General features: G+C 64.3%; 19 protein-coding genes. 9 read left to right on the top strand and 10 right to left on the bottom strand.

What is annotated here, in order from left to right; all coding sequences use genetic code 11:
* Positions 1-420: 420 nt before the first annotated feature.
* On the top strand, positions 421-726 hold the full coding sequence (locus tag AC097O_RS10080; protein WP_479592645.1) for a DUF3658 domain-containing protein: 306 nt from the start codon (positions 421-423) through the stop codon (positions 724-726).
* A gap of 70 nt (positions 727-796) precedes the next feature.
* Here the strand turns inward: AC097O_RS10080 and AC097O_RS10075 are convergent, their stop codons facing one another.
* The 3 genes from AC097O_RS10075 to AC097O_RS10065 are packed head-to-tail and all read right to left on the bottom strand — an operon-like array spanning position 797 to position 5879.
* Entirely contained in the window at positions 797-4051 is a 3255-nt protein-coding gene (locus AC097O_RS10075) for a UvrD-helicase domain-containing protein (protein WP_479592644.1), read from the bottom strand.
* A complete protein-coding gene (locus AC097O_RS10070) occupies positions 4048-5241 on the bottom strand; it encodes an MFS transporter (RefSeq protein ID WP_479592643.1) in 1194 nt (397 codons plus the stop codon). The genes AC097O_RS10075 and AC097O_RS10070 overlap by 4 nt, the downstream gene beginning before the upstream one ends.
* Positions 5238-5879 carry an HAD family hydrolase gene (locus AC097O_RS10065; protein ID WP_479592642.1) on the bottom strand — a complete coding sequence of 214 codons (642 nt, stop codon included), beginning with the start codon at positions 5877-5879 and terminating at the stop codon, positions 5238-5240. Before AC097O_RS10065 ends, AC097O_RS10070 begins: the two co-directional genes overlap by 4 nt.
* Positions 5880-6064: 185 nt before the next feature.
* Between AC097O_RS10065 and AC097O_RS10060 the strand changes: the two genes are divergently transcribed.
* The 4 genes from AC097O_RS10060 (at position 6065) to AC097O_RS10045 (ending at position 10738) form a co-directional block, all read left to right on the top strand.
* Positions 6065-7015, top strand: a complete 951-nt coding sequence (locus AC097O_RS10060) for a LysR family transcriptional regulator (protein WP_479592641.1) — start codon at positions 6065-6067, stop codon at positions 7013-7015.
* A 118-nt stretch (positions 7016-7133) separates the two neighbouring features.
* Positions 7134-7616 carry a cupin domain-containing protein gene (locus tag AC097O_RS10055; protein ID WP_479592640.1) on the top strand — a complete coding sequence of 161 codons (483 nt, stop codon included), beginning with the start codon at positions 7134-7136 and terminating at the stop codon, positions 7614-7616.
* Positions 7617-7771: 155 nt separating this feature from the next.
* Complete coding sequence (locus AC097O_RS10050; protein WP_479592639.1) at positions 7772-9625, top strand: caspase family protein; 1854 nt, start codon at positions 7772-7774, stop codon at positions 9623-9625.
* Between the two features lie 33 nt (positions 9626-9658).
* Positions 9659-10738, top strand: coding sequence for a M12 family metallopeptidase (locus tag AC097O_RS10045; protein WP_479592638.1), 1080 nt, complete (start codon positions 9659-9661; stop codon positions 10736-10738).
* Positions 10739-10742: 4 nt separating this feature from the next.
* On the opposite strand, the gene AC097O_RS10040 is transcribed toward AC097O_RS10045, so the two are convergent.
* Positions 10743-13277, bottom strand: coding sequence for a PD-(D/E)XK nuclease family protein (locus AC097O_RS10040; RefSeq protein ID WP_479592637.1), 2535 nt, complete (start codon positions 13275-13277; stop codon positions 10743-10745).
* Positions 13278-13416: 139 nt separating this feature from the next.
* Between AC097O_RS10040 and trxA the strand changes: the two genes are divergently transcribed.
* The 4 genes from trxA to AC097O_RS10020 all read left to right on the top strand — a co-directional run bounded on the left by trxA (position 13417) and on the right by AC097O_RS10020 (position 17420).
* Positions 13417-13749 carry a thioredoxin TrxA gene (gene trxA / locus AC097O_RS10035; protein ID WP_315183311.1) on the top strand — a complete coding sequence of 111 codons (333 nt, stop codon included), beginning with the start codon at positions 13417-13419 and terminating at the stop codon, positions 13747-13749.
* A gap of 187 nt (positions 13750-13936) precedes the next feature.
* Positions 13937-15199, top strand: coding sequence for a transcription termination factor Rho (rho, locus tag AC097O_RS10030; RefSeq protein WP_315183313.1), 1263 nt, complete (start codon positions 13937-13939; stop codon positions 15197-15199).
* A 120-nt stretch (positions 15200-15319) separates the two neighbouring features.
* A complete protein-coding gene (locus AC097O_RS10025) occupies positions 15320-15607 on the top strand; it encodes a type B 50S ribosomal protein L31 (protein ID WP_315183315.1) in 288 nt (95 codons plus the stop codon).
* 79 nt (positions 15608-15686) lie between these two features.
* Positions 15687-17420, top strand: coding sequence for a hypothetical protein (locus AC097O_RS10020; protein WP_479592636.1), 1734 nt, complete (start codon positions 15687-15689; stop codon positions 17418-17420).
* A 55-nt stretch (positions 17421-17475) separates the two neighbouring features.
* Here AC097O_RS10020 and phoR read toward each other — a convergent pair whose 3' ends face one another.
* The 6 genes from phoR to pstC form a co-directional block, all read right to left on the bottom strand.
* Positions 17476-18834: a phosphate regulon sensor histidine kinase PhoR gene (phoR, locus tag AC097O_RS10015; protein WP_479592635.1), complete on the bottom strand. Its 1359-nt coding sequence runs from the start codon at positions 18832-18834 to the stop codon at positions 17476-17478.
* Between the two features lie 46 nt (positions 18835-18880).
* On the bottom strand, positions 18881-19630 hold the full coding sequence (phoB, locus tag AC097O_RS10010) for a phosphate regulon transcriptional regulator PhoB (protein ID WP_479592634.1): 750 nt from the start codon (positions 19628-19630) through the stop codon (positions 18881-18883).
* On the bottom strand, positions 19627-20328 hold the full coding sequence (phoU, locus tag AC097O_RS10005; protein WP_315183323.1) for a phosphate signaling complex protein PhoU: 702 nt from the start codon (positions 20326-20328) through the stop codon (positions 19627-19629). Before phoU ends, phoB begins: the two co-directional genes overlap by 4 nt.
* Positions 20329-20465: 137 nt before the next feature.
* Positions 20466-21239: a phosphate ABC transporter ATP-binding protein PstB gene (gene pstB / locus AC097O_RS10000; RefSeq protein ID WP_315183325.1), complete on the bottom strand. Its 774-nt coding sequence runs from the start codon at positions 21237-21239 to the stop codon at positions 20466-20468.
* Between the two features lie 14 nt (positions 21240-21253).
* Entirely contained in the window at positions 21254-22141 is an 888-nt protein-coding gene (pstA, locus tag AC097O_RS09995; RefSeq protein WP_315183327.1) for a phosphate ABC transporter permease PstA, read from the bottom strand.
* A complete protein-coding gene (gene pstC / locus AC097O_RS09990; RefSeq protein WP_315183328.1) occupies positions 22138-23103 on the bottom strand; it encodes a phosphate ABC transporter permease subunit PstC in 966 nt (321 codons plus the stop codon). Before pstC ends, pstA begins: the two co-directional genes overlap by 4 nt.
* Positions 23104-23169 lie beyond the last annotated feature (66 nt).

Here is a 23169-nt window from a genome sequence, read left to right as displayed (position 1 = left end):
CTGAGGAACTGGCAGCTTGAAGACGCTGTGTACCTCAATCCGGAAAGAGAGCGAAAAACCCTTCTCAAGCAGGCAGCCTAACGGCTGCTGAGGCGACAACTACCTTGACACACGCCGGGCCACGCAAAAGAAAGTTACTGCCCTGCCGGGGGCACATCCCGGCCAGCGGCACTGGCGGCATGCACAGCTTCAAAAACGAGAGCAATCGCAAGGCAAGCTGCAAGAGATTGCCGGAATATAGTGCAACCTCCCTCTGCTGCTTTTTCTGGAGTTGTTATGGCCTTCAACCGCTTCTCAAAAATTAAGAAAACCCAAGCCTGGCAGAGGATTCGACCGCATTTTGCTGCCCAAGTTAGGGCGACAAATGAGATGTTAGGGAGACACGGCAGTGTCTCTACATATTGAGTTAGGTACTCGACCATGAGCCACATTGATGACGATCCGCCTGATGGGGAAATGAGTGTCGAACAAGCCAACGTGGTTGCGTCGCTAAGCCCGGAGTTGATCGAGAGAATTGACGCCTGCCTTCTGTCTCTTGTTGTTAACTACAACAGGAAGGTTGCGAGGGTGGTTGGCTCCGCGATGATGGACAAAACATTGCGGGTTCCAGGTCTTCCAGATCTGTTCTACCGCGATAGGGTGAAGCTGCTTGTTCAGAAAGGGCTTGTCGTGGCGGAAGGCAATCTCGACTACATGCGCTACAGCGAAGTGAGATTGCCAGCGTGACCGCCGTACCTAACCTCGCGGTCAGCCGGACCTGCCTACGACAGACCGGTTACCTCTGAAGTTAACCCCCTCAAACCACCACCAGCCCCCCCGCCCCCGTCAAAAACGCCGCCTCCACCTCGGCATCGGGGTACAGCACCCGCAGCGCCGCCCGATAAGTCTCCAACTGCTGCACCAACCCCGCATCCCGCTGCGGCTGGTTTTTAGACTTGTGGTCCAGCACCCACCAGGCGCCGGTGTCCTTGCGGCGCACCAGGCGGTCCAGGCGCAAAGTCTTGCCTTGGTAGTTCAGAGCCACCTCGTTGCCCGCCCAATCCACCACCTCGGCATCCCAGGCCCAGGCGCCCTCGCCCGCACGGATGGCGGCGGCCATGGTGGCGGCTTTGCGCGACTGCTCGGCATCCAGGCCAAACTCACGCGCAGCGGCTTGCTGCTGATGGGTATCGGCGGTGCCCCACTCCAGCAGCCGGTGCATGGCCTGACCCACACGCGATTCCAGGGATTCGGTGGCATCGGCCTCGGCTTCCGGGCGCTTTGGTGCCACCTGCAAACCAATGTCTGGCACCACCAGCAGGGTGAAATCCGCATCCGCCGCAGCGGCCTCCAGCGGGTCGGCAAAAGCGGGTGCTGCCACCCTCTCGCCCAAGGGCTGCAAGCGCTGCCACCACGAGCCATCCACCGCCTTGTGCGGCACCACGGACGACAGCACCAGTTGGCTGCGGGCGCGGGTCATGGCGACGTACAGGCCGTTGAGCTCTTCGCGCTGGCGGGCGGCCTGCTCGATGGCCAGCACATCCACCACGCAGGCGGGCGGGTTGGATTCGCTGGCCAGAAAGACCAGGCGCACGGGATATTCGGCCTCGCCGGGCCAGTCCACCAGCACGCCCATGGTTTCGGCCTTGCCGGGCGGGGAGTCGGTGTCGAGCAGCAGCACCAGCGCGGCCTCCAGGCCCTTGGCACCGTGCACGGTGAGCAGGCGCACGGCATCGGGGGCGCTGGTGACCGGGGCTTTGACACCACCGGCCTTGAGCGCGCGCACCAGGGCGTAGGGCGTGGCGAAGCGGCCTTCGTTGAGCTGCAGGGCCGTGCCCAGCACCGCGCGCAGATTGGCCAGCACGGAGGTGCGCAAGGCGGCGGGCGCGGCGGCGGCGAAGCGGGCCAGCACGTCGCCGTGGGCGTAGATGGCATCCAGCGCGTCGTGCGGGGGCAATGCGTCCAGCCACTGCTTCCATTGCATCAAAACAGGTGCTACCGCCGATAGAACGGGCGTGAGCAGCTCTGAATTGTGTAGCAAATGCCACCAGCTGCTGTCGGATGCGTTGTCGGCATCTTCGCGGGCGGCGCGCTGCAGTTGGGCCAGGTGCACCAGCTCGGTGTCGTTCACGCCAAACAGCGGGGATTTCAGCGCCTGCGCCAGCGACAGGTCGTGGTGGGTGGAGACCAGCGCGTCCAGCAGCGCTGCGATGTCTTGCACCTCAGGCGCGTCGGCCAGGTCGGCTTTTTCGGGCTGCTGGGTGGGGATGTGCAGGGCACGCAAGGCATCGCGCATGTGGCCCAGGCGCTCGCGGCGGCGCGACAGCACCATCACGTCCTTGGGTGCCAGGCCGTCGGCCAGTTGCCCGGCCAGCCACTGGGCGGCCTGGCGGCATTCCAGGGTGCGCAAGGTGTCTTCGGGCTCTTCGCGCGGGGTGCCCAGGCTGTCGCGCCAGCCGTCTTGAGTGGCCTGACCAGCCGAAGCATTGGCATCGCGGGGGATGGCGGGCAGGTAGCGCACAGCCCCCAGGGCGGTGGATTCGGTGGTGTGGTCGCGGAAGCCGTCGTACGCGCCCGCAGCCTGCGCGGCGGACATGACGGCGTTGACGGCGGCCATCACCGGGGGCGCGTTGCGGCGGGTGTGGTCGCAGCTGAGCAGGTCGCCGCCCAGCCCGTCCACCACAAAGGCCTGCGCGGCGCGGAACACCTGGGGCTCGGCGCGGCGGAAGCGGTAAATGCTTTGCTTGGGGTCGCCCACGATGAAGACGCTGGGCGCTCCGGCTGCCCCCGCATAGCCGCTGAGCCAGGCGTGCAGGGCCTGCCACTGCAGCGGACTGGTGTCCTGGAATTCGTCGATCAGCAGGTGCTTGACCTTGGCATCCAGCCGCTCCTGCACCCAGCCGCTGAGCACGGGGTCGGACAGCATCACCGACGCGGCGCGCTCCACGTCGTTCATGTCCACCCAGCCGCGCTCGTATTTCAAGGCGGCCAGCTCGGCGATCAGCAGGCGGGTGAGGCGGGCCATGCGCTGCTGGTGTGCCCAGGCAGCGTTTTGGAGTTGGGCCTGGGCCACCAGCAACGCTAGGTCTTGCGCGGTGCGCACGGTGGCGATGCCGACGATTTTTTCGCCAAACTTGCGGGCCGTGCCTTTTTGCGTGAGCAAGGCGGCCAGTACGGCATCTGCATCCTGGGCGGTCACAGCCTGCTCCAAGGCGCTGCCTGCCGCAGAGAAGGTCACGGCGCTGGCGCGGCCCAGGTTGCCTGCGGCTTCTTGCAGCAGCGGGCGCTGGGCCCAAAGCAAATCTTCGGGCGCGGCCAGCCCGGTGAAGGTGGGGAACTGCGCGTCGAACGGCGGCACGGACGCATCCACCACGCCGTGTGCGTCGGCCAGCACAAACTCGACCCGCTTGTTCAACGCGGCGGCCAGCGCCTTGTGCGCCTGGAAGCGGCCATGCACGGCCACCAGGGCTTCGAAATCAGCGCGGGCGCTGGGGTTGTCCACCACGGTAGCGTAAAAGCGCGGCCACACGGCGGTGACGGCCTCCAGGTCGTCTTCCAGCAGGCTGTAGTTGGCGGGCAAGCCCAGGTCTTGCAAAACGGCCAAGGGCGCGGTGCGCAACAGGGCGGCAAACCAGCTGTGGAAGGTGCGGATCTGCACCGGGCGGGCGCTGGCCAGCAGCTGGGGGTAGAGGCTTTTGAGCGCCGGGGCTTGCTGGGCAATCTGCGCGGGCGGCACGCCACGGGCCAGCAGTTCTTCGGCCAGCTTCTCGGGCGTGGCGTGGGCAAACTCCACCAGCCACTCGTTGAGGCGCTGGCGCATTTCACCGGCAGCTTTTTTGGTGAAGGTGATGGCCAGGATTTCGTGGGCGGCGGTGCCTTTACCACCAATTGCAGCATCGCTGGCCAGGCTACCTTCCAGCAGCGCCCGCAGGATGCGCGACACCAGCATCCAGGTTTTGCCCGCACCCGCGCAGGCCTCTACCGCGATGCTGCGCCGGGGGTCGCAGGCGATGGCGTAGAAGGCGGCGCGCTCGACCGGGTGGCCGTTGTGTTCGTAAGCGGCAAGGCTCATGCCTTTTTACCCAGGGCACCCACGGCCACCAGGCTCAGCAGCACAAACGGCAGGCAGGCGGCGTACAGGTTGCGGATGCCGAAGTGCTCGGCCACCTGGCCCAGCAAGGGCGGACCCAGCAGAAACACCACAAACGAGATTTGCGCCAGCGCCGCCACATTGACGGCGGCGGGCCGGTCGGTGCGCTGTGCCGCTGCCGACATGGCCAGCGGGAAAATGCCGCTGGTGCCCACGCCCATCAGCCCCAGGCCCAGCAGCGCCAGTGCAGGCAAGGGGGCCAGCACGACCAGCAGCGCGCCGCAGCCCAGCACCACCAGCAGGCAGCGGGCAAAGGCCACGGGGCTGAAACGCTCGACCAGCCCATCGGCAAAAAACCGCATCACCGCCTGGGTGAACGCGCCCGCCGCCACCGCCAGCCCGCAGACCAAGGGCGAAGCGGCAAACACGTCGCGCATGTAAATGGCCGACCAGTCGGCGCCCGCGCCTTCGAGCAGCATGGCCGACAGCGTCACGCACACCAGCGCCATGATGGCCCAGGTGGGCCGGGCGAAGTGCGGGGCTTCCTCGGTGGTAGCTTCGCGCAGCGGCGCGGGGCTGAAGCGCCCCAGCAACAGCAGCGTGGCGGCCAGCGACACCGGCACCATCAGCGCCAGGTGCAGCTGCGGGCTGATGCCCAGTTGCGCAATGCCCGCGCCCGCCAGCCCGGCGGCAAAAAAGCCAAAGCTCCAGAAGGCATGGGCGCGGTTCATGATGCGGCGGCCCAGCTGGTGCTCGACCCGGTCGGCCTCCACATTCACCACCACCTCTACCAGGCCCACGCACAGGCCCGCAGGCACCAAGCACAAAAACAGCACCACCGGCCCGCTGGCCCAGCTGGCAATGGCAAAAAACAGCGCAATCATGGGCGTGAGCACCAGCAGCGCCCGGCGGTAGCCGATGCGCTCCAGCAGGCGGCTGGCCAGGGTGAGCGACACCAGGGTGCCCGCTGCGGTGCCGATCAGCGCCAGGCCCAAAGCGCCCTCGCCCACGCCCATGCCGCGCTGGATCTCGCCCAGCCGGGGGAAGATGCCACCCAGGCCAAACGAGTACATGAAGAAGGCGGCAAACACCCGCCATTCGGCGGACAAATGCAGGCCGAAGCGGTGCCCGGTGTCTATCGTGGTGGGGAAGTGGCTTGCGCCGGTTTTCATGCCAGCCATCCCATTGCCTCCAGGTCCCGCTCGCACTGCGCTGCGTCCAGAAACTGGATGCCCTGCCAGCCCCGGGCGCGGGCGGCGGCGATGTTGTGCGCGTTGTCGTCGATGAACACCGTGTCGGCGGGGGTCAGGCCAAACTGGGTTTCGGCCAGGGCGTAGATGGCGGGTTCGGGTTTGATCAGGCCCACATGGGCCGAATAAATGCCGTCTTCAAAGTGGTCGAAGAAGTCGCGCGCCAGCAGCCGGTCGGCATACGAGGCAGGCATGTTTGACAGGTACACCAGCCGGTGCCCCTGCGCCTGCAGCCGGGGCAGCAGTGCGGCGGTGTCCTGCTTGGTGTGCAGGTGGTCGGGAATGGCGTGGATGAAGCGCAGCAGCTCCTGCGCATCCACACCGCTTTGTGCGGCCAGTGCAGCGGCCAGCGGTGCGGGCTCGAACGTACCGCGGTCAAATTCGGCCCAGGTGGCCCCGGGGTGCAGGCCCTGGAAGATGCGCTCACACAGCGCCTGCGCGGCAGCGGCGGTAGGCGCGTACTGGGGCAGCTCGTGCTGGATGATCTCAATCGGTTGCCAATGCAGCAGCACGGCACCCAGGTCAAAGACAACGGTTTTAGGGGTGGATGTAGAGAGCAAGGGGAGTTTCCTTATCGGGCAGACAGCTAGGGTAAAGCATTTATGGGGTCTATCAGGATGCAGGGTTCCAGCCAAGCAAAGCGGCTGGTCAATAATGAGCTGAATCACTGATTGGCCCATGCACACAGTGGCGCTATGCTAGTGGCAATTGCACCGCATAACCATCGAGAAATTCCGTCAAACCCATGAATTCAACTCATGCCAAAACCACCGCCCGCCGCCTGCCGCCCCTGAACATGCTGCGCGCTTTCGAGGCCGCGGCCCGGCTGGAGAGCGTGACACTGGCCGCACAGGAGCTGCATGTCACCCAAAGTGCGGTCAGCCACCAGATCAAGGCGTTGGAAACATGGTTGGGCGTTCCACTGGTGCAGCGCAGTGGCCGCGGCCTGGGGTTGACGGCAGAGGGTGCCGCCTACCTGCCCAGCCTGCGCAGCGCCTTCGACCAGATGGCCAGCGCCACGGACCGGCTGCAGAGCCCGCCGCGCCGCAACACCTTGTCGGTCAATTCCATGGCGTCGCTGTCGGCGCAGTGGCTGATTCCGCAACTGGCCAGCTTTTGCGCCGAGGTGCCGGGTGTGGACGTGCAACTGGCCACCACCCTCAGCGCCACCGGGTTCGACCCGGCGGCTTTTGATGTGTCGATCCGCTGCTTTACCGATGCCGAACTGGCCGACCTGCGCCAGCGCCCGGCTTGGCGCGACGTGACGCTGGGGACCTTTCTGTCCAATACCCTGACCCCCGTTTGCAGCCCGCAGGTTTTGGCCGCCCAGCCCCCCTTGGCAGACCCCGTCGATGTGCTGTCGCGCACCCTTTTGCACAGCCGCTCCACCCCGCGGGTCTGGCAGGACTGGCTGGCCCTGGCAGGTCTGCCCGCACAGCAGCCGCGCCACCTGGTCACTTTCGACCATGTCCATCTGGCGGTGCAGGCCGCGGTGCAGGGCATGGGCATCGCCCTGGGTGACCCGCTGCAACTGCGCGCAGAACTGGCCAGCGGCCTGCTGCATACGCCCTTCCCCACCCTGGCCCTGTGCGACCGCACCAACTACTGGATCATGGCCCCACAGGCCACGCAGAACCCGCACGCGGTGGCGTTTTGCGCCTGGCTGGAGCGCAACGGTAAATTGCAAGCCATTTAGGCCTCTAGCGCTTATTCTTAGGGCGCAAGCAGCTACTTTTACGATAGCAACGGCCACCGGGGTTGCAGCGGTATGGAAACTTGCCAAAATTGCTCCGTCACCACTACCGTGTACCCCCATGCCCCTCGACAACCCGCCCATTGCCGTCACTGCGGCCCAAACTCCTGCCCGCGCCAAACCCTCGGTGTACCCGGCCCCTTTCGCTGCTCGGGTGCAAGGCCGCGAAAAGCACCCCCTGGGTGATCTGTTTGGCTTGAAAAACTTCGGTGTCAATTGGACGCGTTTGGCACCCCATGCCGTGTCGGCCCTGCGGCATGCGCACAGTCGGCAAGACGAGTTCATCTACATCCTGCAGGGCCATCCCACGCTGTACACCGACCAGGGTGCCACCCTGCTGGCCCCCGGCATGTGCGCAGGCTTTCCTGCAGGCACCGGCAACGCCCACCGCCTGGTCAACGAAAGCGCCGAAGAAGTGGTCTACCTGGAGGTAGGCGACAGAACCCCGGGCGATGCCGCCACCTACCCCGACGACGACCTGCAGGCCGCGCTGGTCGACGGCGCATGGAAGTTCTTTCACAAGAACGGGTTGCCGTACGCCTGAAGCAAAGCATATGTCTTTTAGGGCTCTCGTGCTTATTAGATGGGCGTAAGCAGCTATTTTTTAGATAGCAAAAAAGGCCCGCAGCCATCCCCCATTTGGGGGATTACACAGCGCACGTTGCGGCGTACAACCGAGTCTTCAGCAAGGAGACGGGTATGCGCATACTGTGTGTTCACGGCATCGGCCACGCGGAGGCCCGCAAGGACGTGTGGCGCCAAGACTGGGTGGGCTCCATCACCACGGCCGTCGGTCAATGGCAGGCAGCGAAGCCACACATCGAACAGTTCGCCTACGACGACCTGTTTGAAGCCGCCGACTGCAGCTCGCCGTTGTACTTTGAAGCCTTGGCGTTGCTGACCAAAAGCTGGGTAGTGCATGGCGGCGAGCGCAGTATTTTGGGATTTGTGGATGCCTGGCGATGGCACATCGGCATGGTGGCCCAGTTTGTCGCTCTGCCCAGCCTGCGCGATGCGGTATGCGACAAGTTGGCCCAGCAGATTGCCCAGTTCAAGCCCGATGTGGTGGTGGCCCATAGCCTGGGCGGCCTGCTGGCCTACCACTGCCTGAGCAGCAGCAAAACCCAGAAAAAGCTGGGCGACTTCAACGGGCGGCTTATCACCCTGGGCACCCAGATCAGCCACCCGGCGCTGCGCAAGGTGTTTGGCGGCTACCTGCAATGCCCGCCGATGCTGCAGCGCTGGTGGAACCTGTTCAACGAAAGCGACCGGGTGCTGACCCGGCCCATCGTGTTACCCCACCCGGCCCGCTACAACCAAATTGAATGCGACTTCCAGTACGACAAGTACAACCACGATGCCGACCACTACCTGCAGCACGACAACGCCCGCAGTGCCTGCTGGCGTGAGCTGGTGCAGGCCCTGGGCCAACCCGCCGCACCCGCCAAAGGCAAGGCGGTGGGCAAAGGCAAATCCGTGGGCCAGGGCGTTGCAGTGGCGGACCCCATGGCCCAGACCTTCGCAGTGGCCCCCAAACGCCCCAAGATGCGCGCCTTGCTGGTGGGCATTGCCGACTATGCCGACCCCAGCTTTACCCTGCTCGGCCCGGTAAACGATGTGTTCCTGGTCAGCCAGACCCTGCAAGAAATGGGGGTGGATGCCGATGCCATCCGGGTGGTGCTCAACGAGCGGGCCACCGCCGAAGCCATCCGCGAACGGCTGGCCTGGCTGCTGGCCGATGCGCAGGCGGACGACACCATGTTCTTTTATTTCTCGGGCCACGGCGCCCAGGTGCCCGCCTATGGGCAGGATGCCGAAGTCGATCGCATTGACGAATGCCTGGTGCCCTACGACTTCAACTGGCAGACCGGCCAGGCGATTTTTGACGACGAGTTTGCGGCGCTCTACAGCGTGCTGCCCTACACCACCAAATTCATCGCCATGCTGGACTGCTGCCACGCCGGGGGCATGCAGCGCGGCGGCGTACCCGGCACCGGCAGCCCGCCCTTGGGCACGCGCAGTGTGGCCATGCCCGACGACATCCGCCACCGCGCCCTGCGCTGGGACAGCAAGCTGCAAATGTGGCTGCCGCGCAAGGCCATGCTGCAAAAAGGCAAAGCCCTCAAAGCCGCCCTGCTGGCCCAGCCCGATGCCCGCACCCAGGAACGCCCCAGCAAGGCCAAGGTCGAGGCGCGGGTCGGCAGCGACGGCACCCACCGGCGCATGTGCCGTGCCCAGGGCATGCGCGGCGAAGACCCGGCCGAGTTCCAGGCCCTGCGCCTGGAGTTTGGCCACCAGGGGCCGTACATGCCCATCCTGCTGGAGGCCTGCGGCGAAAACCAACTGGCCTACGAATACCAGCACGGCTCCATCAGCTACGGCGCGTTCACCTACGGCCTGTGCGAAAGCCTGGGGCGCGGACGTGGCAAGCAACTGACTTTCGAGCAGGTGATCGCCAGCACCCAAAAGCGGGTGCGCCCGGTCGCCAAAGGCCCGCAAACCCCGCAACTGGTGTGCGCCGATGCCCACCGCCACCGGCCGCTCATCGGCTAGCCACTGCATTCCCATCCCAACCAGGAGGTCCCCATGAACACACCCACACCATTGTCCAACCAGTCCCCCAGCCAGCCACCCGGCACCCTGCGCCACTACTGCGCCATGCGCCTGCTCCCCACGGTGGATTTGCCGCAGAACCTAGACCCCGGGCGGGCGCGCGTCATCATGCGCACCGCCCGCAAATGGCCGAACGGAACCGTATTGACCTACGGCTTCATGGACGGCCCGGAGCCGCAAAAAGAGGCAGTGCGCGCAGCTTTTGCCGAGTGGAAGGCGCTGGGCCTGGGCATCAGCTTTGAGGAGGTGGCCCCGGTACAGAACGCCCGGATCCGCATCGCCTTCCAGCCGGGTGGTGGTTCCTGGTCGTATATCGGCACCGACTGCAAGACCATCCACCCCAGCAAGCCCACCATGAGTTTTGGCTGGGACCTGACCACCGACTACGGCCACACCACGGCGCTGCACGAGATAGGCCACGCCCTGGGCCTGCCCCACGAGCACCAGAATCCCAAAGGCGGCATCGTCTGGAACGAAGAGGCGGTGTACGCCAGCCTGGGCGGCCAGCCCAACAACTGGGACCGCACCACCACCTTCAACAACATCCTGTCCAAAATCAAGGAAGACACCGTGCAAGGCTCGCAGTGGGACCCCGACTCGGTGATGCACTACGCGTTTGACGGCGGCCTGATCGTCAACCCGCCCCAGTACGCCAATGGCCTGACACCCGCCGGTGGCCTGTCGGCGCGCGACAAGGCCTGGGTGCACAGCTTCTACCCGGAAATCGCGGCAGACACGGTGGGCACGCTCTCGCTGTTCCAGACGCAACTGCTGGCGCTGCCCAGCGGCGGATCGGCCAGTTTCGACTTTGTCGCCCCAAGCAGCCGCCGATTCACCTTCCAGACCCTGGGCCTGACCGACACCGAACTGGCACTGGCCAAACACCAAAGTGCCCTGCCCCCCGCCGACCTGGGGAGCGACGACGACAGCGGCGACGAGCGCAACGCCCGCCTCACCGTGGAGCTACAGCAAGGCGACCGGGTCCGCGTGCAGGTGCGGGTGCGCTTTGTCGAAACCACCGGCGAAGCGGCCCTGATGGTGACCACGGGGTAACGACTTACGCCGTCCACCAGTCCTTGCGGCACAGGCCCCGCGCCGCGCAGAAGGTGCAGGCCGCGCCCTCGCCCAGCGCAGCGAGCGTCGCGCCGTCGGCGATGCGCTGCATGTCGTCGATGATGCCGTGCACCAGCGCGTCGCGGGCCTCCACCACCTCGGTCTGCTCGAACAGCTGGCTGCCGTCTTTTTCGCCGACGTTGAGGTAGGCGGCACGCAGCGTGTCGTGCGGCAGCAGCGCGGCGTAGAAAGCCAGCTGCGTATCCTCCAGCGGCTGCTGGATGCGTTTGCCGGTGGCCTGGGCGTTTTCGGTTTTGTAGTCGATGACCAGGGCGGTGCTATGGCCGTTGGCGTGCACCTGGTCGACCCGGTCGATGGTGCCGATCAGCGTGATGGAGCCCAGGGAAAGTTCGCGTTCGCTTTCGGCCTGCTCAAACTGGCCGCCTGCGGCTTCGTGCGGGGCCAGCCAGGCCAGGTAGCCGTCGCGCACGCGGGGCCAGGCGGAGGCGAAGGGCAAGAACTCGCCGGGCTCCAGATGCATGGCTTGCGTCACCTGTTCGGATGCTACATTTAGCATAGCTACTCGCGCTGATGGAATGGGCGTGGGGGCCACTTTTAATGCCTCATGGAAGCTTTTCAGCACCGCATGCAGCCAGGTGCCGAAGTCGCGCTTGTCCACCTCGCCGGTCAGCTCCTGCGGCTCTTGCAAGCCGAGTTGGCGCAGGCCGAAGAAGCGGTAGGGGCAGCGGCGCAAGTCCTCGTAGGCGCTGGCCGACAGGCGGGTGATGGGCAGCGCGGCACCCACGGGCAAGGGCCGCTGGCTGGGCAGCGGCGTGAGACTGCGGGGGATGCGCGGGTCGGCGGCACCCGGAATTTTCTCGGCCACCTTCAGCGCCTGCACCAGCGGACTGGCCAGCAGGGTTTCGCCCGAGGCATCGCTTTGCCGCCACAGCACATCGGTATGCGGGGTTTGCAGGGCATTGGCCCAGGCGGCGCGGGCAGCGGCTTCCAGCACGGCGCGGGATGGCAGGCCCAGGGCCTCGCGCTGCGCAGCGGTCCAGGCACCGGGCGGCTCGGGCGACACGGCCAGGCGCACCTCGTCGCAGCCGGGCAGCACCAGCGCGGCAAATGGCCGGGCCAGCAACTGGCTCAGCGGCAGCACCACGACTTGCTCGTCTTGCGGGTGGTCGGGCACGTAGCTGGCGGCCTCCAGCGCGTCACCCACCCAGGTGCTGAACTCGGCCAGGCGCAAGCGGCGGGCGGCCTGGGGGAAGTCGGCAAATTCGGCCTCGGCCCCCTCGGTGAGGCGCAGGGCGGACAGCAGCTTGGCCCCGGCGGCATCACCCTCTAGCGCAGCCCACTGGCCGCTGGTCTGCAGCAAGGCGCGCACGGCGGCCAGCCAGGCGGCCAGCGGGCGGGCGGCTTGCAGGCTGGCGCGCAGGCTGTTAGCCAGGCGCACGGCATCGGATACAGCGGGCTGCTTGGGCGTGGCCTCGGGGCTCCAGGCGGACCAGGTTTGCACGGATGCTTTGCGCAGCGCTTTCTCCAGGGATTGCACGGTGCGGGGGCGGAACGCAGGGGCGTTTTTCAGCCAGTCCAGCACCGCGTCGCTGCTGGCATCCCAGCGGGCCGCGCGCAGCGTGACCACCAGCTGCGCGGCGGCCCGGGTGGTGGACAGCTTCCAGCCGGTCTCGTCGCGGATGCGCACGTGCTGCGCGGCCAACATGGCGCGGATGCGGCGGGTCAGCAGGCGGTCGGTGGCCACCAGGGCCACCGGGGCACGCCCGGCTTCGATCTGGCGCAGCACGCAGGCGACGGCGCGCTGGGCTTCGTCTTCGGAGTCAAGGGCCTGGTGCAGGGCGGGCATGGGCGGCGGTGGCGGCACGGGGCACACCAGGCGCGTCACCTTGTCGCCCCAGGCCGTACACAGGGCGTGGATCAGCGGGTCGGTCTGGAAGCCGTCGAGCACGATGATGCAGTCCAGCGCGGCAGGTACCGCATCCGACCACAGCACGTCGGTGGCGTAGCTGGAGGCCGCAGCCCATTCCAGCGCGATGCGGGCCACCACGCATTCCAGCGCCAGCACCGGGGCTTCCATGCCCAGGCCCACCGCCTCGCGCGCCTGGGCGGCCCAGTCGACACGCTGTGGCGGCGGCACGGCGGCCACCAGCGGGGCCAGTTGGTGGGCGGCTTCGACCAGGCGGGCCGCCAGGGCCTCGCGCTGCGCGCCCAGGCCGGCACGCTCCAGCAGGTCGGGGGCCTGCAGCATGTCCATGGCGGTATCGAAACGTAAATCATGCGGCCCCACAGCCGCGCCGCCCAGGCCGTGCGACCAGTTCAGCGTGGACTCGAACCGCGGGGTAAATCCGTCGGGCCAAGCCTGCGCCCAAAAGCGGTTGGCCAGCGGCATGAGCTGCGCGTAGGGCAGCAAGACCACGGTGCGCGCAGGGTGGGCCTGGCGCTGCGCCATGGCCCGTTGTATCTGGGCCAGCAGACCAGTGCCAGGGGCAAACCATAGGGGATCAGAAGAGCTGGACATATTTAACGCGATGGTGCTGGTGGGTCAATGGGTTTTCGCTATGTCTGTGATAGCACGGTGGTGGCCGACAGGCGCTCTTGGTTTCTGTCACAATGCCGCAACTTTAGTCGTACCGGCACTCTGTTTTAAGGAAACCCCCATGGCCAACGAACTCATCAAACATGTCTCGGACGCAACCTTCGATGCGGACGTTTTACAGGCCGCCACCCCGGTGCTGGTCGACTACTGGGCCGAATGGTGCGGTCCCTGCAAAATGATCGCCCCCATTTTGGACGAAGTGGCCACCGGCTACGCAGGCAAGCTGCAAATCGCCAAGATGAACGTGGACGAGAACCGCGACATCCCCGCCAAGTTCGGCATCCGCGGCATTCCCACCTTGATGATTTTCAAGGGCGGCGAGCTGGCAGCCACCAAAGTGGGCGCCATGAGCAAGTCGCAGCTGACTGCTTTTATCGACCAGCAACTGGCCTAAGCCTTTCGCACCCAGCCACCCTCGCGGTGGCTTCGTTTTTTCTGGCCATTATTCCTGTCATAATCTGCGCATTCACCCATTTGCACCCCCAGCAAGTCGGTTCGAGTTCCCGGTTTGTGAGGCCCTTCTAGCCTCCTCAAAACCTCCCCCCTTTTTTCCTCTCAGAACTCCGCCCAGGAGTCAATCCATGCACTTAAACGAACTCAAGGCACTGCACGTGTCTGAAGTCCTCAAACAAGCCGAAGAACTTGAAATTGAGAACACCGGCCGTATGCGCAAGCAAGAGCTGATGTTTGCCATCATCAAAAAGCGCGCCCGCACCGGCGAGCAGATCATTGCCGATGGCGTGCTGGAAATCTTGCCCGACGGCTTCGGCTTCCTGCGCAGCCCCGACACCAGCTACACCGCCAGCACTGACGACATCTACATCAGCCCCAGCCAGGTGCGCCGCTTCAACCTGCACACTGGCGACATGATCGAAGGCGAAGTGCGCACGCCCAAAGACGGCGAACGCTACTTTGCGCTGAACAAGCTCGACAAGGTCAACGGCGGCGGCCCCGAAGAAAACAAGCACAAGGTCATGTTCGAGAACTTGACCCCGCTGTTCCCCAAAGAGCAGATGAAGCTGGAACGCGACATCAAGGGCGACGAAAACATCACTGGCCGCATCATCGACATCGTGGCCCCCATTGGCAAAGGCCAGCGCGCCCTGCTGGTCGCCCCGCCCAAGAGCGGCAAGACGGTGATGATGCAGCACATGGCCCACGCCATTGCCGCCAACTACCCGAACAGCCACATGATGGTGCTGCTGGTGGACGAGCGCCCCGAAGAAGTGACCGAAATGCAGCGCTCCGTCAAGGGTGAGGTGATTGCCTCCACATTTGATGAGCCCGCCGCGCGCCACGTGCACGTGGCCGAAATGGTGATCGAGCGCGCCAAGCGCCTGGTCGAGCTGAAAAAAGACGTGGTAATCCTGCTGGACTCGATCACCCGCCTGGCCCGCGCCTACAACAACGTCGTGCCCTCTTCCGGCAAGGTGCTGACCGGTGGTGTCGATTCCAACGCCCTGCAGCGCCCCAAGCGCTTCCTGGGTGCCGCCCGCAATGTGGAAGAAGGCGGCTCGCTGACCATCATCGCCACCGCGCTGATCGACACCGGCAGCCGCATGGACGAAGTGATCTTTGAAGAATTCAAGGGCACCGGCAACTGCGAAATCCACCTGGACCGCCGCCTCTACGAGAAGCGCGTGTTCCCGTCGATCCAGCTCAACCGCAGCGGCACCCGGCGCGAAGAGTTGCTGCTGTCGCCCGAAATCCTGCAAAAGAGCCGCATCCTGCGCCAGTTCATGTACAACATGGACGAGATCGAGTCGATGGAACTGATGCTGAAAAACATGAAGTCCACCAAGAACAACGTCGAGTTCTTCGACATGATGCGCCGCGGCGGTTGAAAAATCCACGCTATAATTGAAGGCTTATCGTAATAAGTGCGAAAAGTACCGGGCTTTTAAATTGGGCACACCATGTCCCAAGGCACCGGGCGGCTAACGCAATTGAACAAGGAAGAAATAATGAAAGCTGGTATCCACCCCAACTACCGTGACGTGTGCTTCATGGACCTGTCGAACAACTTCAAGTTCGTGACCCGTTCGTGCGTTAACGCCAAGGAAATGATCAAGATGGAAGACGGCCGCGAACTGCCGCTGTACAAGCTGGATACCTCCAGCGAATCCCATCCTTTCTACACCGGTACGCAAAAGTCCGTGGACAACATGGGTGGCCGCGTGGAGCGCTTCCGCAACCGTTTCGGCAAGACCACCGCTGCTGCTGCAGCCGCACCTGTCGCCGCCGCAGAATAAGTTTTTCTGCAACCTCAAAGGGGCAGCCCGGTTTATCCGCGCTGCCTTTTTTGCATTCTTGGCCTTACATTCCAGCTCTGTGAACCAAACCACCCCTGCCATCGTGGCGCAAAGCGCCGTTCGCCGTCTGCCGCGTGTGGCGCTGTGGCTGTTGTGCCTGGCCTATGTGTTGCCCGGCTTCTTGGGCCGTGCGCCCTGGCGCAACAACGACATGGCGACGTTTGGCTACATCGCAGAGCTGGCGCAAGGCCGCTCCGCGTGGCTGAAGCCGACCCTGCAGGGCTTGCCACCGGACATTGAAGCTTTGGTGCCCTATTGGCTGGGAGCCTGGGCCATCCAACTCGCTCCCCAGAGCTGGCCTGCCGACTTGGTGGCCCGCATCCCCTTCATGCTGCTGCTGGCCATGGCACTGGCCTGCACCTGGTATGCGGTGTACTACCTGGCCCGCAGCCCGCGCGCCCAGCCGGTAGCCTTTGCCTTTGGTGGCGAGGCCAAACCGGCCGACTACGCCCGGGCCATGGCCGATGGCGGCCTGCTGGCCATGATTGCCTGCCTGGGAATGGCACAGCTGTCACACGAAACCACGCCCGCACTGGCGCAACTGGCGTTTACTGCCCTGGCGTTTTTCGCACTGGCGGCCATGCCTTACCGCACCTGGCTACCGGCCATCGGCGTGGTGCTGGGCTTGGCCGGGTTGGCTTTGTCGGGTGCCCCCACCACCGCAGTGCTGCTGGGCCTGGGCGGCGCACTGGTGTGCTTTCTGGACCGCCATGCCCAGGAGCCCGGTGAAATCTGCGATGCGCCGCGCAGCCTGCGCTGGAGTCTGGCGGTGCTACTGGTCACCGTGGGGGTGGCGGCGCTGGCCTGGGCTCTGGACCAGTGGCGCTGGCGCATCGACCTGCCCGAAACCGACTGGACCAGCCTGCGCAACCTGGCCCGGCTGCTGCTGTGGTTTACCTGGCCGGTATGGCCGCTGGCGGTATGGACACTGTGGCGCTGGCGGCGGCAGCTGACCAGCGGCAACTTTGGCCGCCACCTGGCCCTGCCGCTGTGGTTTGTGGGTGTGGCCCTGGGTGCCACCTTGACCACCGATGCCGCCGACCGCTCGCTGATGCTGGCCCTGCCCGCCATGGCCACGCTGGCAGCCTTTGCCCTGCCCACCCTGAGCCGCCCCGTCAGCGCACTGGTGGACTGGTTCACGCTGCTGTTTTTCACCATCTTTGCGCTGATGATCTGGGTGGTCTGGGTGGCGGCGCAAACCGGTGTACCCCGGCAACCGGCGGCCAATCTGGCCCGCCTGCTACCCGGCTTCATGCCCAGTTTCGAATGGCTGCCGTTCACCGTGGCCGTGGGCGCATCGCTGGTCTGGGTGTGGCTGGTGAAGTGGCGGGCAGGCCGCCACCGCTCGGCCATCTGGAAGAGCCTGGTGTTGCCCGCCGGTGGCACGGCCCTGTGCTGGCTGCTGCTGATGACGCTGGGCCTGTCTGCCGCTGACTTTGGCCGCAGCTACCAGCCGTTGGTGCGCAATGTGGACCGCGCTATCCGTGCGCAAACCCCGGGCCGCGCCCTGCCCAGCTGCGTCGAATTCGACAACCTGAGCCGGGGCCAGATTGCGGCATTCCAGTTCCACGGCCAGCTGGTGCTCAGACCCGCCCGGGGGGCCGTGCAGTGCCCTTGGTTGCTGGTCGACACGGCCAAGGCGCGCCCACTGCGGCAAGCGGTGGACAAGAGCACCTGGGCCCTCAAGCTGGGCGTGCGGCGGCGTGCAGACAATGGCGAAGCCATCCAGCTCTACCAACGCATTCCGCAGTAACTTACAAGCCTTTTAGGCCGCTTGCGCTTATTCCATAAGCACAAGCAGCTATGAATTAGATAGTATTGCGTTCGGGAATATTGGCCACCTGCAGCACGGTGCCACGCAAGCGGCTGACAGGAAAGATGATGGCAAAGCGCGAACCCTGGCCCTGGGTGCTGTCGATGCGCAACTCGGCACCGTGGCGCTGCACCACGTGCTTGACGATGGCCAGGCCCAGACCGGTGCCGCCGGTTTCGCGCGAACGGCTGGGGTCCACGCGGTAGAAGCGCTCGGTCAGACGGGGCAAATGCTCGGCCGCGATGCCCGGCCCGGTGTCTTTCACCGAGAACTCGGCCCGGCCATCGGGCAAGGGCTGCCAGCGCACGTCGATGCGGCCACCGGCGGGCGTGTAGCGCACGGCGTTGCTGACCAGATTCGACAAGGCGCTGAGCAATTCACTCGATGCCCCGGCAATGGAGCCTTCGGGCATGGGGCCAAACCGCAGGGCGTGGACCTTGGTGTTGCCAGCGGTGACCATGCCCGACAAAGCCTCGGCCTCACGGGCGCACTGGGCCAGCAGATCGCGCAGCACAATCCATTCGCTGCTGCTGGGGGCCGGGCTGCCTTCAATGCTGGACAGGGTGAGCAAGTCGCTCACCAGTGTTTGCATGCGCTGGGCCTGCTGGGCCATGAAGCCCAGGTAGCGCTCGCGCTGGCCTTCGTCCAGCGGCAGGCTTTGCATGGTTTCTACAAAGCCCGACATCACGGTAAGCGGCGTGCGGATTTCGTGCGAGACATTGGCTACAAAGTCGCGGCGCATGGCTTCGGCCTGCTCCAGTGCCGTCACGTCACGCGACAGCAGCAGCCGACGGCCATCGCCATACGGGTGCAGGTGCACCGACAGGCGCACCGGTCGGCTGGCAGAGCCACCGCGTCCGAGCATGAAAGTACCACGCGATGGATCTGGATCGGCGTAATAAGCGGCAAAGGCCGGGTCGCGCACCAGATTGCCAATCAGTTGCTGCAGGTCTCGCTGGGCATCAAACCCAAAATGTTCGGCCGCGATGTGGTTGCACCACTCGATGCGCCCCTGGGCATCCAGCAGCACCACGCCATTGGGCGAGGCCTGGATGGCGGCCAGAAACTCCTGCAGCCGGGTTTCGGCATCCAGCATCTTCTGCTGCGTCTGGCGCAGCCAGCGGCGGGTGCGGTCGGTGAGTTCACCCCACCAGCCCTGCATGTGCGGGGCCTGCGAGGCCTCACCGGTGCGCAGCCAGCGCATCACGCGCAAGCCCCGCACGGCATCCAGCAGCATCCAGAATATGCCCGCCAGCACCACACCGGCCAACGCGCCCGGGTAGGCAGCCCATTCCCAGCCCAGCAGGCCCGCGCCCAGCTGGAGGCCTAAAAAGCTTAAAAATCGAAACCACATAGGGTGAAAAGAGGGAATGCGGGTGGTGGTTCAACCACCCTGGGGATCAAACTGCAGAGGCTGCAGAGGCTGCAGTGGCTGCATTGGAGATGGGGGGCGTGGCCGCCACTGGCTGGGCCGTGATGCGGTAGCCCGCGCCGCGCACTGTCTCCACCATGGCGCCGCCTGCGCCCAGCGACTCACGCAGGCGCTTGACATGCACGTCCACCGTGCGCTCTTCGATAAACACGTGGTCGCCCCAGACGCGGTCGAGCAACTGCGAACGCGAATGCACGCGCTCGGCGTTCTTCATCAGGTACTGCAGCAGCTTGAATTCGGTGGGGCCGATCTTCACCGCCTGCTCCTGGAAGGTGACGCGGTAGGTGGCGGCATCCAGCGCCAGGGCACCGATGCGCAGGGTGCCACTCTCTTGCTCGGGCGCGCGGCGGCGCAGCACGGCGCGGATGCGGGCCAGCATTTCCTTGGTGGAAAACGGCTTGGAGATGTAGTCGTCGGCACCGGCATCCAGGCCGGCCACGCGGTCGTTTTCGTCGCTGCGGGCAGTCAGCAGGATGATGGGCACGCCCTTGGTACGCGGGTTGGCACGCCACTTTTTGGCCAGCGACAAGCCGCTTTCGCCGGGCAGCATCCAGTCCAGCAAAATCACGTCGGGCAGCATGGCGTCGAGTTCGCACTGCGCCGTGACGCTGTCCATCGCCCAGGTCGGCTGGAAGCCGCTGTGGCGCAGGTTGACCGCGATCAGCTCGGCAATCGCGGGCTCGTCTTCAACGATCAAGACCCGGGGCATGGTTTTCATTGCAGTGCCGACTCCACCTGGGCGACGGTGGCGTGGCGCACGTCTTCGCCCTTCACGATGTAGATGATGAACTCGGCGATGTTCTTGGCGTGGTCACCAATGCGCTCGATGGCTTTGGCGATGAACAGCAGGTCCAGGCTGGCGGTGATGGTGCGCGGGTCTTCCATCATGTAGGTGATGAGCTTGCGCACAAAGCCGTCGAACTCCTGGTCGATCAGGTCGTCTTCTTTCAGAATGTCCAGCGCGGCAGCCGTGTCCAGCCGGGCAAACGCATCCAGCGCCTTGCGCAGCAAGCCGGAAGCCATGTCGGCCGAGACCCGCAGGTCCAGCGTGGGCAAGGAACGGGGCGAGCCGCTTTTTGCAATCGACTTGGCCATGCGGGCGATTTTGTTGGCTTCGTCTCCCACGCGCTCCAGGTTGGCGGTGGTTTTGGAGATGGCGATCAGCAGGCGCAGGTCACGCGCCGTGGGCTGGCGGCGGGCGATGATGCTGGAGAGTTCGCGGTCGATCTCGATTTCCATGCCATTCACACGGATTTCGGTTTCTGCGACCTGGTCGGCCACTTCGACGCTGAACTGCGACAGCGCGTAGATCGCCTGGCGAATCTGCGATTCCACCAGACCGCCGAGCTCCATCACGCGGCTGGAAACGCCATTGAGTTCGCTGTCGAACTGGCTGGAAAGATGTTTATCGGGCATGAAAGTCTCCAATTCAATAAGGGCAGAACGATGCCAAGAGGTAAGGTTCCAGAACAGCGCAGAACTGGCTCCGCCAGGCTGCTGCTGTTGCCCCCTGCAAGGGGGTTGGCGGAAACACGAAGTGTGTAGCCTGGGGGTTAGCCAAATCGTCCGGTGATGTAGTCTTCGGTTTCCTTGCGCTTGGGCTTGAAGAAGATGTCTTCGGTGGCACCAAACTCCATCAGGTCGCCCAGGTACATGTAGGCGGTGTAGTCGCTGCATCGCGCGGCTTGCTGCATGTTGTGGGTGACGATGAGCACGGTGTAGTCGTTTTTCAGCTCGGTGATCAGCTCTTCCACCTTGGAGGTGGAGATCGGGTCGAGCGCCGAGCAGGGCTCGTCGAGCAGCAGCACCTCGGGCTTGATGGCGATGCCGCGGGCAATGCACAGGCGTTGCTGCTGGCCACCGGACAGGCTGGAGCCGCTCTGGTTGAGCTTGTCCTTCACTTCGGTCCACAGGGCGGCCTTGCGCAGGGCCCATTCGACGCGCTCTTCCATGTCGGTGGTGTTCAGGTCTTCAAACAGCTTCACGCCAAAGGTGATGTTGTCGTAGATCGACATGGGGAACGGCGTGGGCTTCTGGAACACCATGCCGACCTTGGCGCGCAGCAGGGCCACGTCTTTTTTGCTGGTCAGCAGGTTCTCGCCGTCCAGCAAGATCTGGCCTTCGGCGCGCTGCTCGGGGTAGAGCTCGAACATGCGGTTGAAGATGCGCAGCAGCGTGGATTTACCGCAGCCCGAGGGGCCGATGAAGGCGGTGACCTTCTTTTCGGGGATTTCCAGGTTGATACCCTTGAGCGCATGGAACTTGCCGTAGTAGAAATTCAGGTCTTTGACCGAGATTTTCGAGGGGCTTGCAACAGTGGTTTGCATGGTAAAAATTCAGGTTAGTTCTTGTTGGAGCCAGCCCACAGGCGGGCCAAAATATTCAAGCCCAGCACAGCCATGGTGATCAAAAAGACCCCGGCCCAGGCCAGCTTCTGCCAGTTTTCATACGGACTCATCGCAAATTTGAAGATCGTGACCGGCAAGGTGGCCATCGGCTGGCTCAGGCTGGACGTCCAGAACTGGTTGCTCAGAGCGGTGAACAGCAGCGGTGCGGTTTCCCCGGCAATACGGGCCACAGCCAGCATCACACCCGTAATCACACCCGCCCGGGCGGCTTTCAGGGTAATACTCAGAATCACCTTCCACTTGGGCGCGCCCAAGGCGTAGGCCGCTTCCCGCAGGCCGGGTGGTATCAGTTGCAACATGTTTTCGGTGGTGCGAATGACCACCGGAATCACGATCAGTGCCAAAGCCACCACGCCAGCCCAGCCAGAGAACGACTTGAAGCGCGACACCACCACGGCGTAGACAAACAAGCCGATCACGATGGAGGGTGCCGACAACAGGATGTCGTTTACAAACCGGGTGGTCGCTGCCAGCCAACTCTTGGTGTCGTATTCGGCCAGATAGATACCGGCCATGATGCCGATGGGTGCACCCACGCAGGTCGCCAGCGTCACGATCAGGAACGAACCGTACATGGCGTTGGCCAATCCACCCTCGTCATTGGGTGGCGGTGTCATCTGCGTGAGAGTGGCAAGCGTCAGGCCCTCAATCCCCAAGCGCACGGTTTCAAACAGAATCCAGAACAGCCAAAACAGTCCGAAAGCCATGGCTCCCAGGGCCAGCACCAGAGCGATCTGGTTGACGCGCTTGCGCTTGGCATACTTAACGCTGCGGGTGTGTTCCAGCGCAGCGGCTTTGAGCAACATTTCGCCCGTGGTCATGATTTGGTTCCTTCATTTTTCCGCAGCTGCGACAACAGAAGTTTGGACAGGGAAAGAATGACAAAAGTGATGAAAAACAGCACCAGGCCGAGGTACATCAGAGCGCCTTGGTGCAGGCCCTCGCCCGCCTCGGCAAACTCGTTGGCCAGGGCCGAGGTAATGCTGTTGGCCGCCTGAAACAGGCTGAGCGAATCCAGTTGGTTGAAGTTACCAATCACAAAGGTCACCGCCATGGTTTCACCAATCGCCCGGCCCAAGCCCAGCATGATGCCGCCCACCACACCCGCTTTGGTGTAGGGCAACACCACCTTGGAAACCACTTCCCAGGTGGTAGCACCCAGGCCGTAGGCCGACTCTTTGAGTAGTGTGGGGGTGACCTCAAACACATCGCGCATCACCGCCGCAATGAACGGGATGATCATGATGGCCAAAATGATGCCGGCCGACAAAATGCCGATGCCTACAGGTGCCCCGGAAAACAAGGCCCCCAGGTAAGGCACGTCACCGAAGGCGGCTTGCAAAGGTTGTTGCACATAGGTGGACAGCACCGGGCTGAACACCAGCAAGCCCCACATCCCGTAAACGATGGACGGCACGGCAGCCAACAGTTCAATGGCCGTTCCCAGCGGGCGCTTGAGCCAGGCCGGCGACAGCTCGGTCAGAAACAGCGCAATGCCGAAGCTGACCGGCACGGCAATCAGCAGGGCGATGATCGAGGTCATCACCGTGCCGTAAATCATCACCAGCCCGCCAAAGTCTTCCTTGACCGGATCCCAGGTGGTATTGGTCAGAAAACCCAGACCGAACTTGTCAATCGCAGGCCAGGCACTGATGGTGAGCGATACCAAAATAGCGATCAGCATCACCAGGGTGAAGATGGCCGAACCCTTGGCCAACCAGCCAAAGATTCGGTCGAAAACCGGCCCGGAACGGGCCGCTTTGGGGCGGGGAGGAGTGGTCATCGCGTGTCCGGAAGACTTACCAGATGGATTTAATAGGTGCTCGGTCGCCGGAAGTGTAGATGACAC

The organism is Rhodoferax sp. LS1P39, from assembly GCF_056521425.1.
The sequence above is the reverse complement of the archived record's forward strand: the minus strand, read 5'-3'. Positions and strand labels throughout refer to the sequence as shown.

Bases quoted from the DNA above. Each gene is read 5' to 3' on its own strand.
- phoR (WP_479592635.1), bottom strand. From the start codon at position 18,834: ATGTGGTTTCGATTTTTAAGCTTTTTAGGCCTCCAGCTGGGCGCGGGC.
- pstB (WP_315183325.1), bottom strand. From the start codon at position 21,239: ATGCAAACCACTGTTGCAAGCCCCTCGAAAATCTCGGTCAAAGACCTG.
- rho (WP_315183313.1), top strand. From the start codon at position 13,937: ATGCACTTAAACGAACTCAAGGCACTGCACGTGTCTGAAGTCCTCAAA.
- phoB (WP_479592634.1), bottom strand. From the start codon at position 19,630: ATGAAAACCATGCCCCGGGTCTTGATCGTTGAAGACGAGCCCGCGATT.
- AC097O_RS10070 (WP_479592643.1), bottom strand. From the start codon at position 5,241: ATGAAAACCGGCGCAAGCCACTTCCCCACCACGATAGACACCGGGCAC.
- pstA (WP_315183327.1), bottom strand. From the start codon at position 22,141: ATGACCACGGGCGAAATGTTGCTCAAAGCCGCTGCGCTGGAACACACC.
- AC097O_RS10045 (WP_479592638.1), top strand. From the start codon at position 9,659: ATGAACACACCCACACCATTGTCCAACCAGTCCCCCAGCCAGCCACCC.
- AC097O_RS10060 (WP_479592641.1), top strand. From the start codon at position 6,065: ATGAATTCAACTCATGCCAAAACCACCGCCCGCCGCCTGCCGCCCCTG.
- AC097O_RS10040 (WP_479592637.1), bottom strand. From the start codon at position 13,277: ATGTCCAGCTCTTCTGATCCCCTATGGTTTGCCCCTGGCACTGGTCTG.
- pstC (WP_315183328.1), bottom strand. From the start codon at position 23,103: ATGACCACTCCTCCCCGCCCCAAAGCGGCCCGTTCCGGGCCGGTTTTC.
- AC097O_RS10075 (WP_479592644.1), bottom strand. From the start codon at position 4,051: ATGAGCCTTGCCGCTTACGAACACAACGGCCACCCGGTCGAGCGCGCC.
- AC097O_RS10025 (WP_315183315.1), top strand. From the start codon at position 15,320: ATGAAAGCTGGTATCCACCCCAACTACCGTGACGTGTGCTTCATGGAC.
- AC097O_RS10050 (WP_479592639.1), top strand. From the start codon at position 7,772: ATGCGCATACTGTGTGTTCACGGCATCGGCCACGCGGAGGCCCGCAAG.
- trxA (WP_315183311.1), top strand. From the start codon at position 13,417: ATGGCCAACGAACTCATCAAACATGTCTCGGACGCAACCTTCGATGCG.
- AC097O_RS10080 (WP_479592645.1), top strand. From the start codon at position 421: ATGAGCCACATTGATGACGATCCGCCTGATGGGGAAATGAGTGTCGAA.
- phoU (WP_315183323.1), bottom strand. From the start codon at position 20,328: ATGCCCGATAAACATCTTTCCAGCCAGTTCGACAGCGAACTCAATGGC.
- AC097O_RS10055 (WP_479592640.1), top strand. From the start codon at position 7,134: ATGCCCCTCGACAACCCGCCCATTGCCGTCACTGCGGCCCAAACTCCT.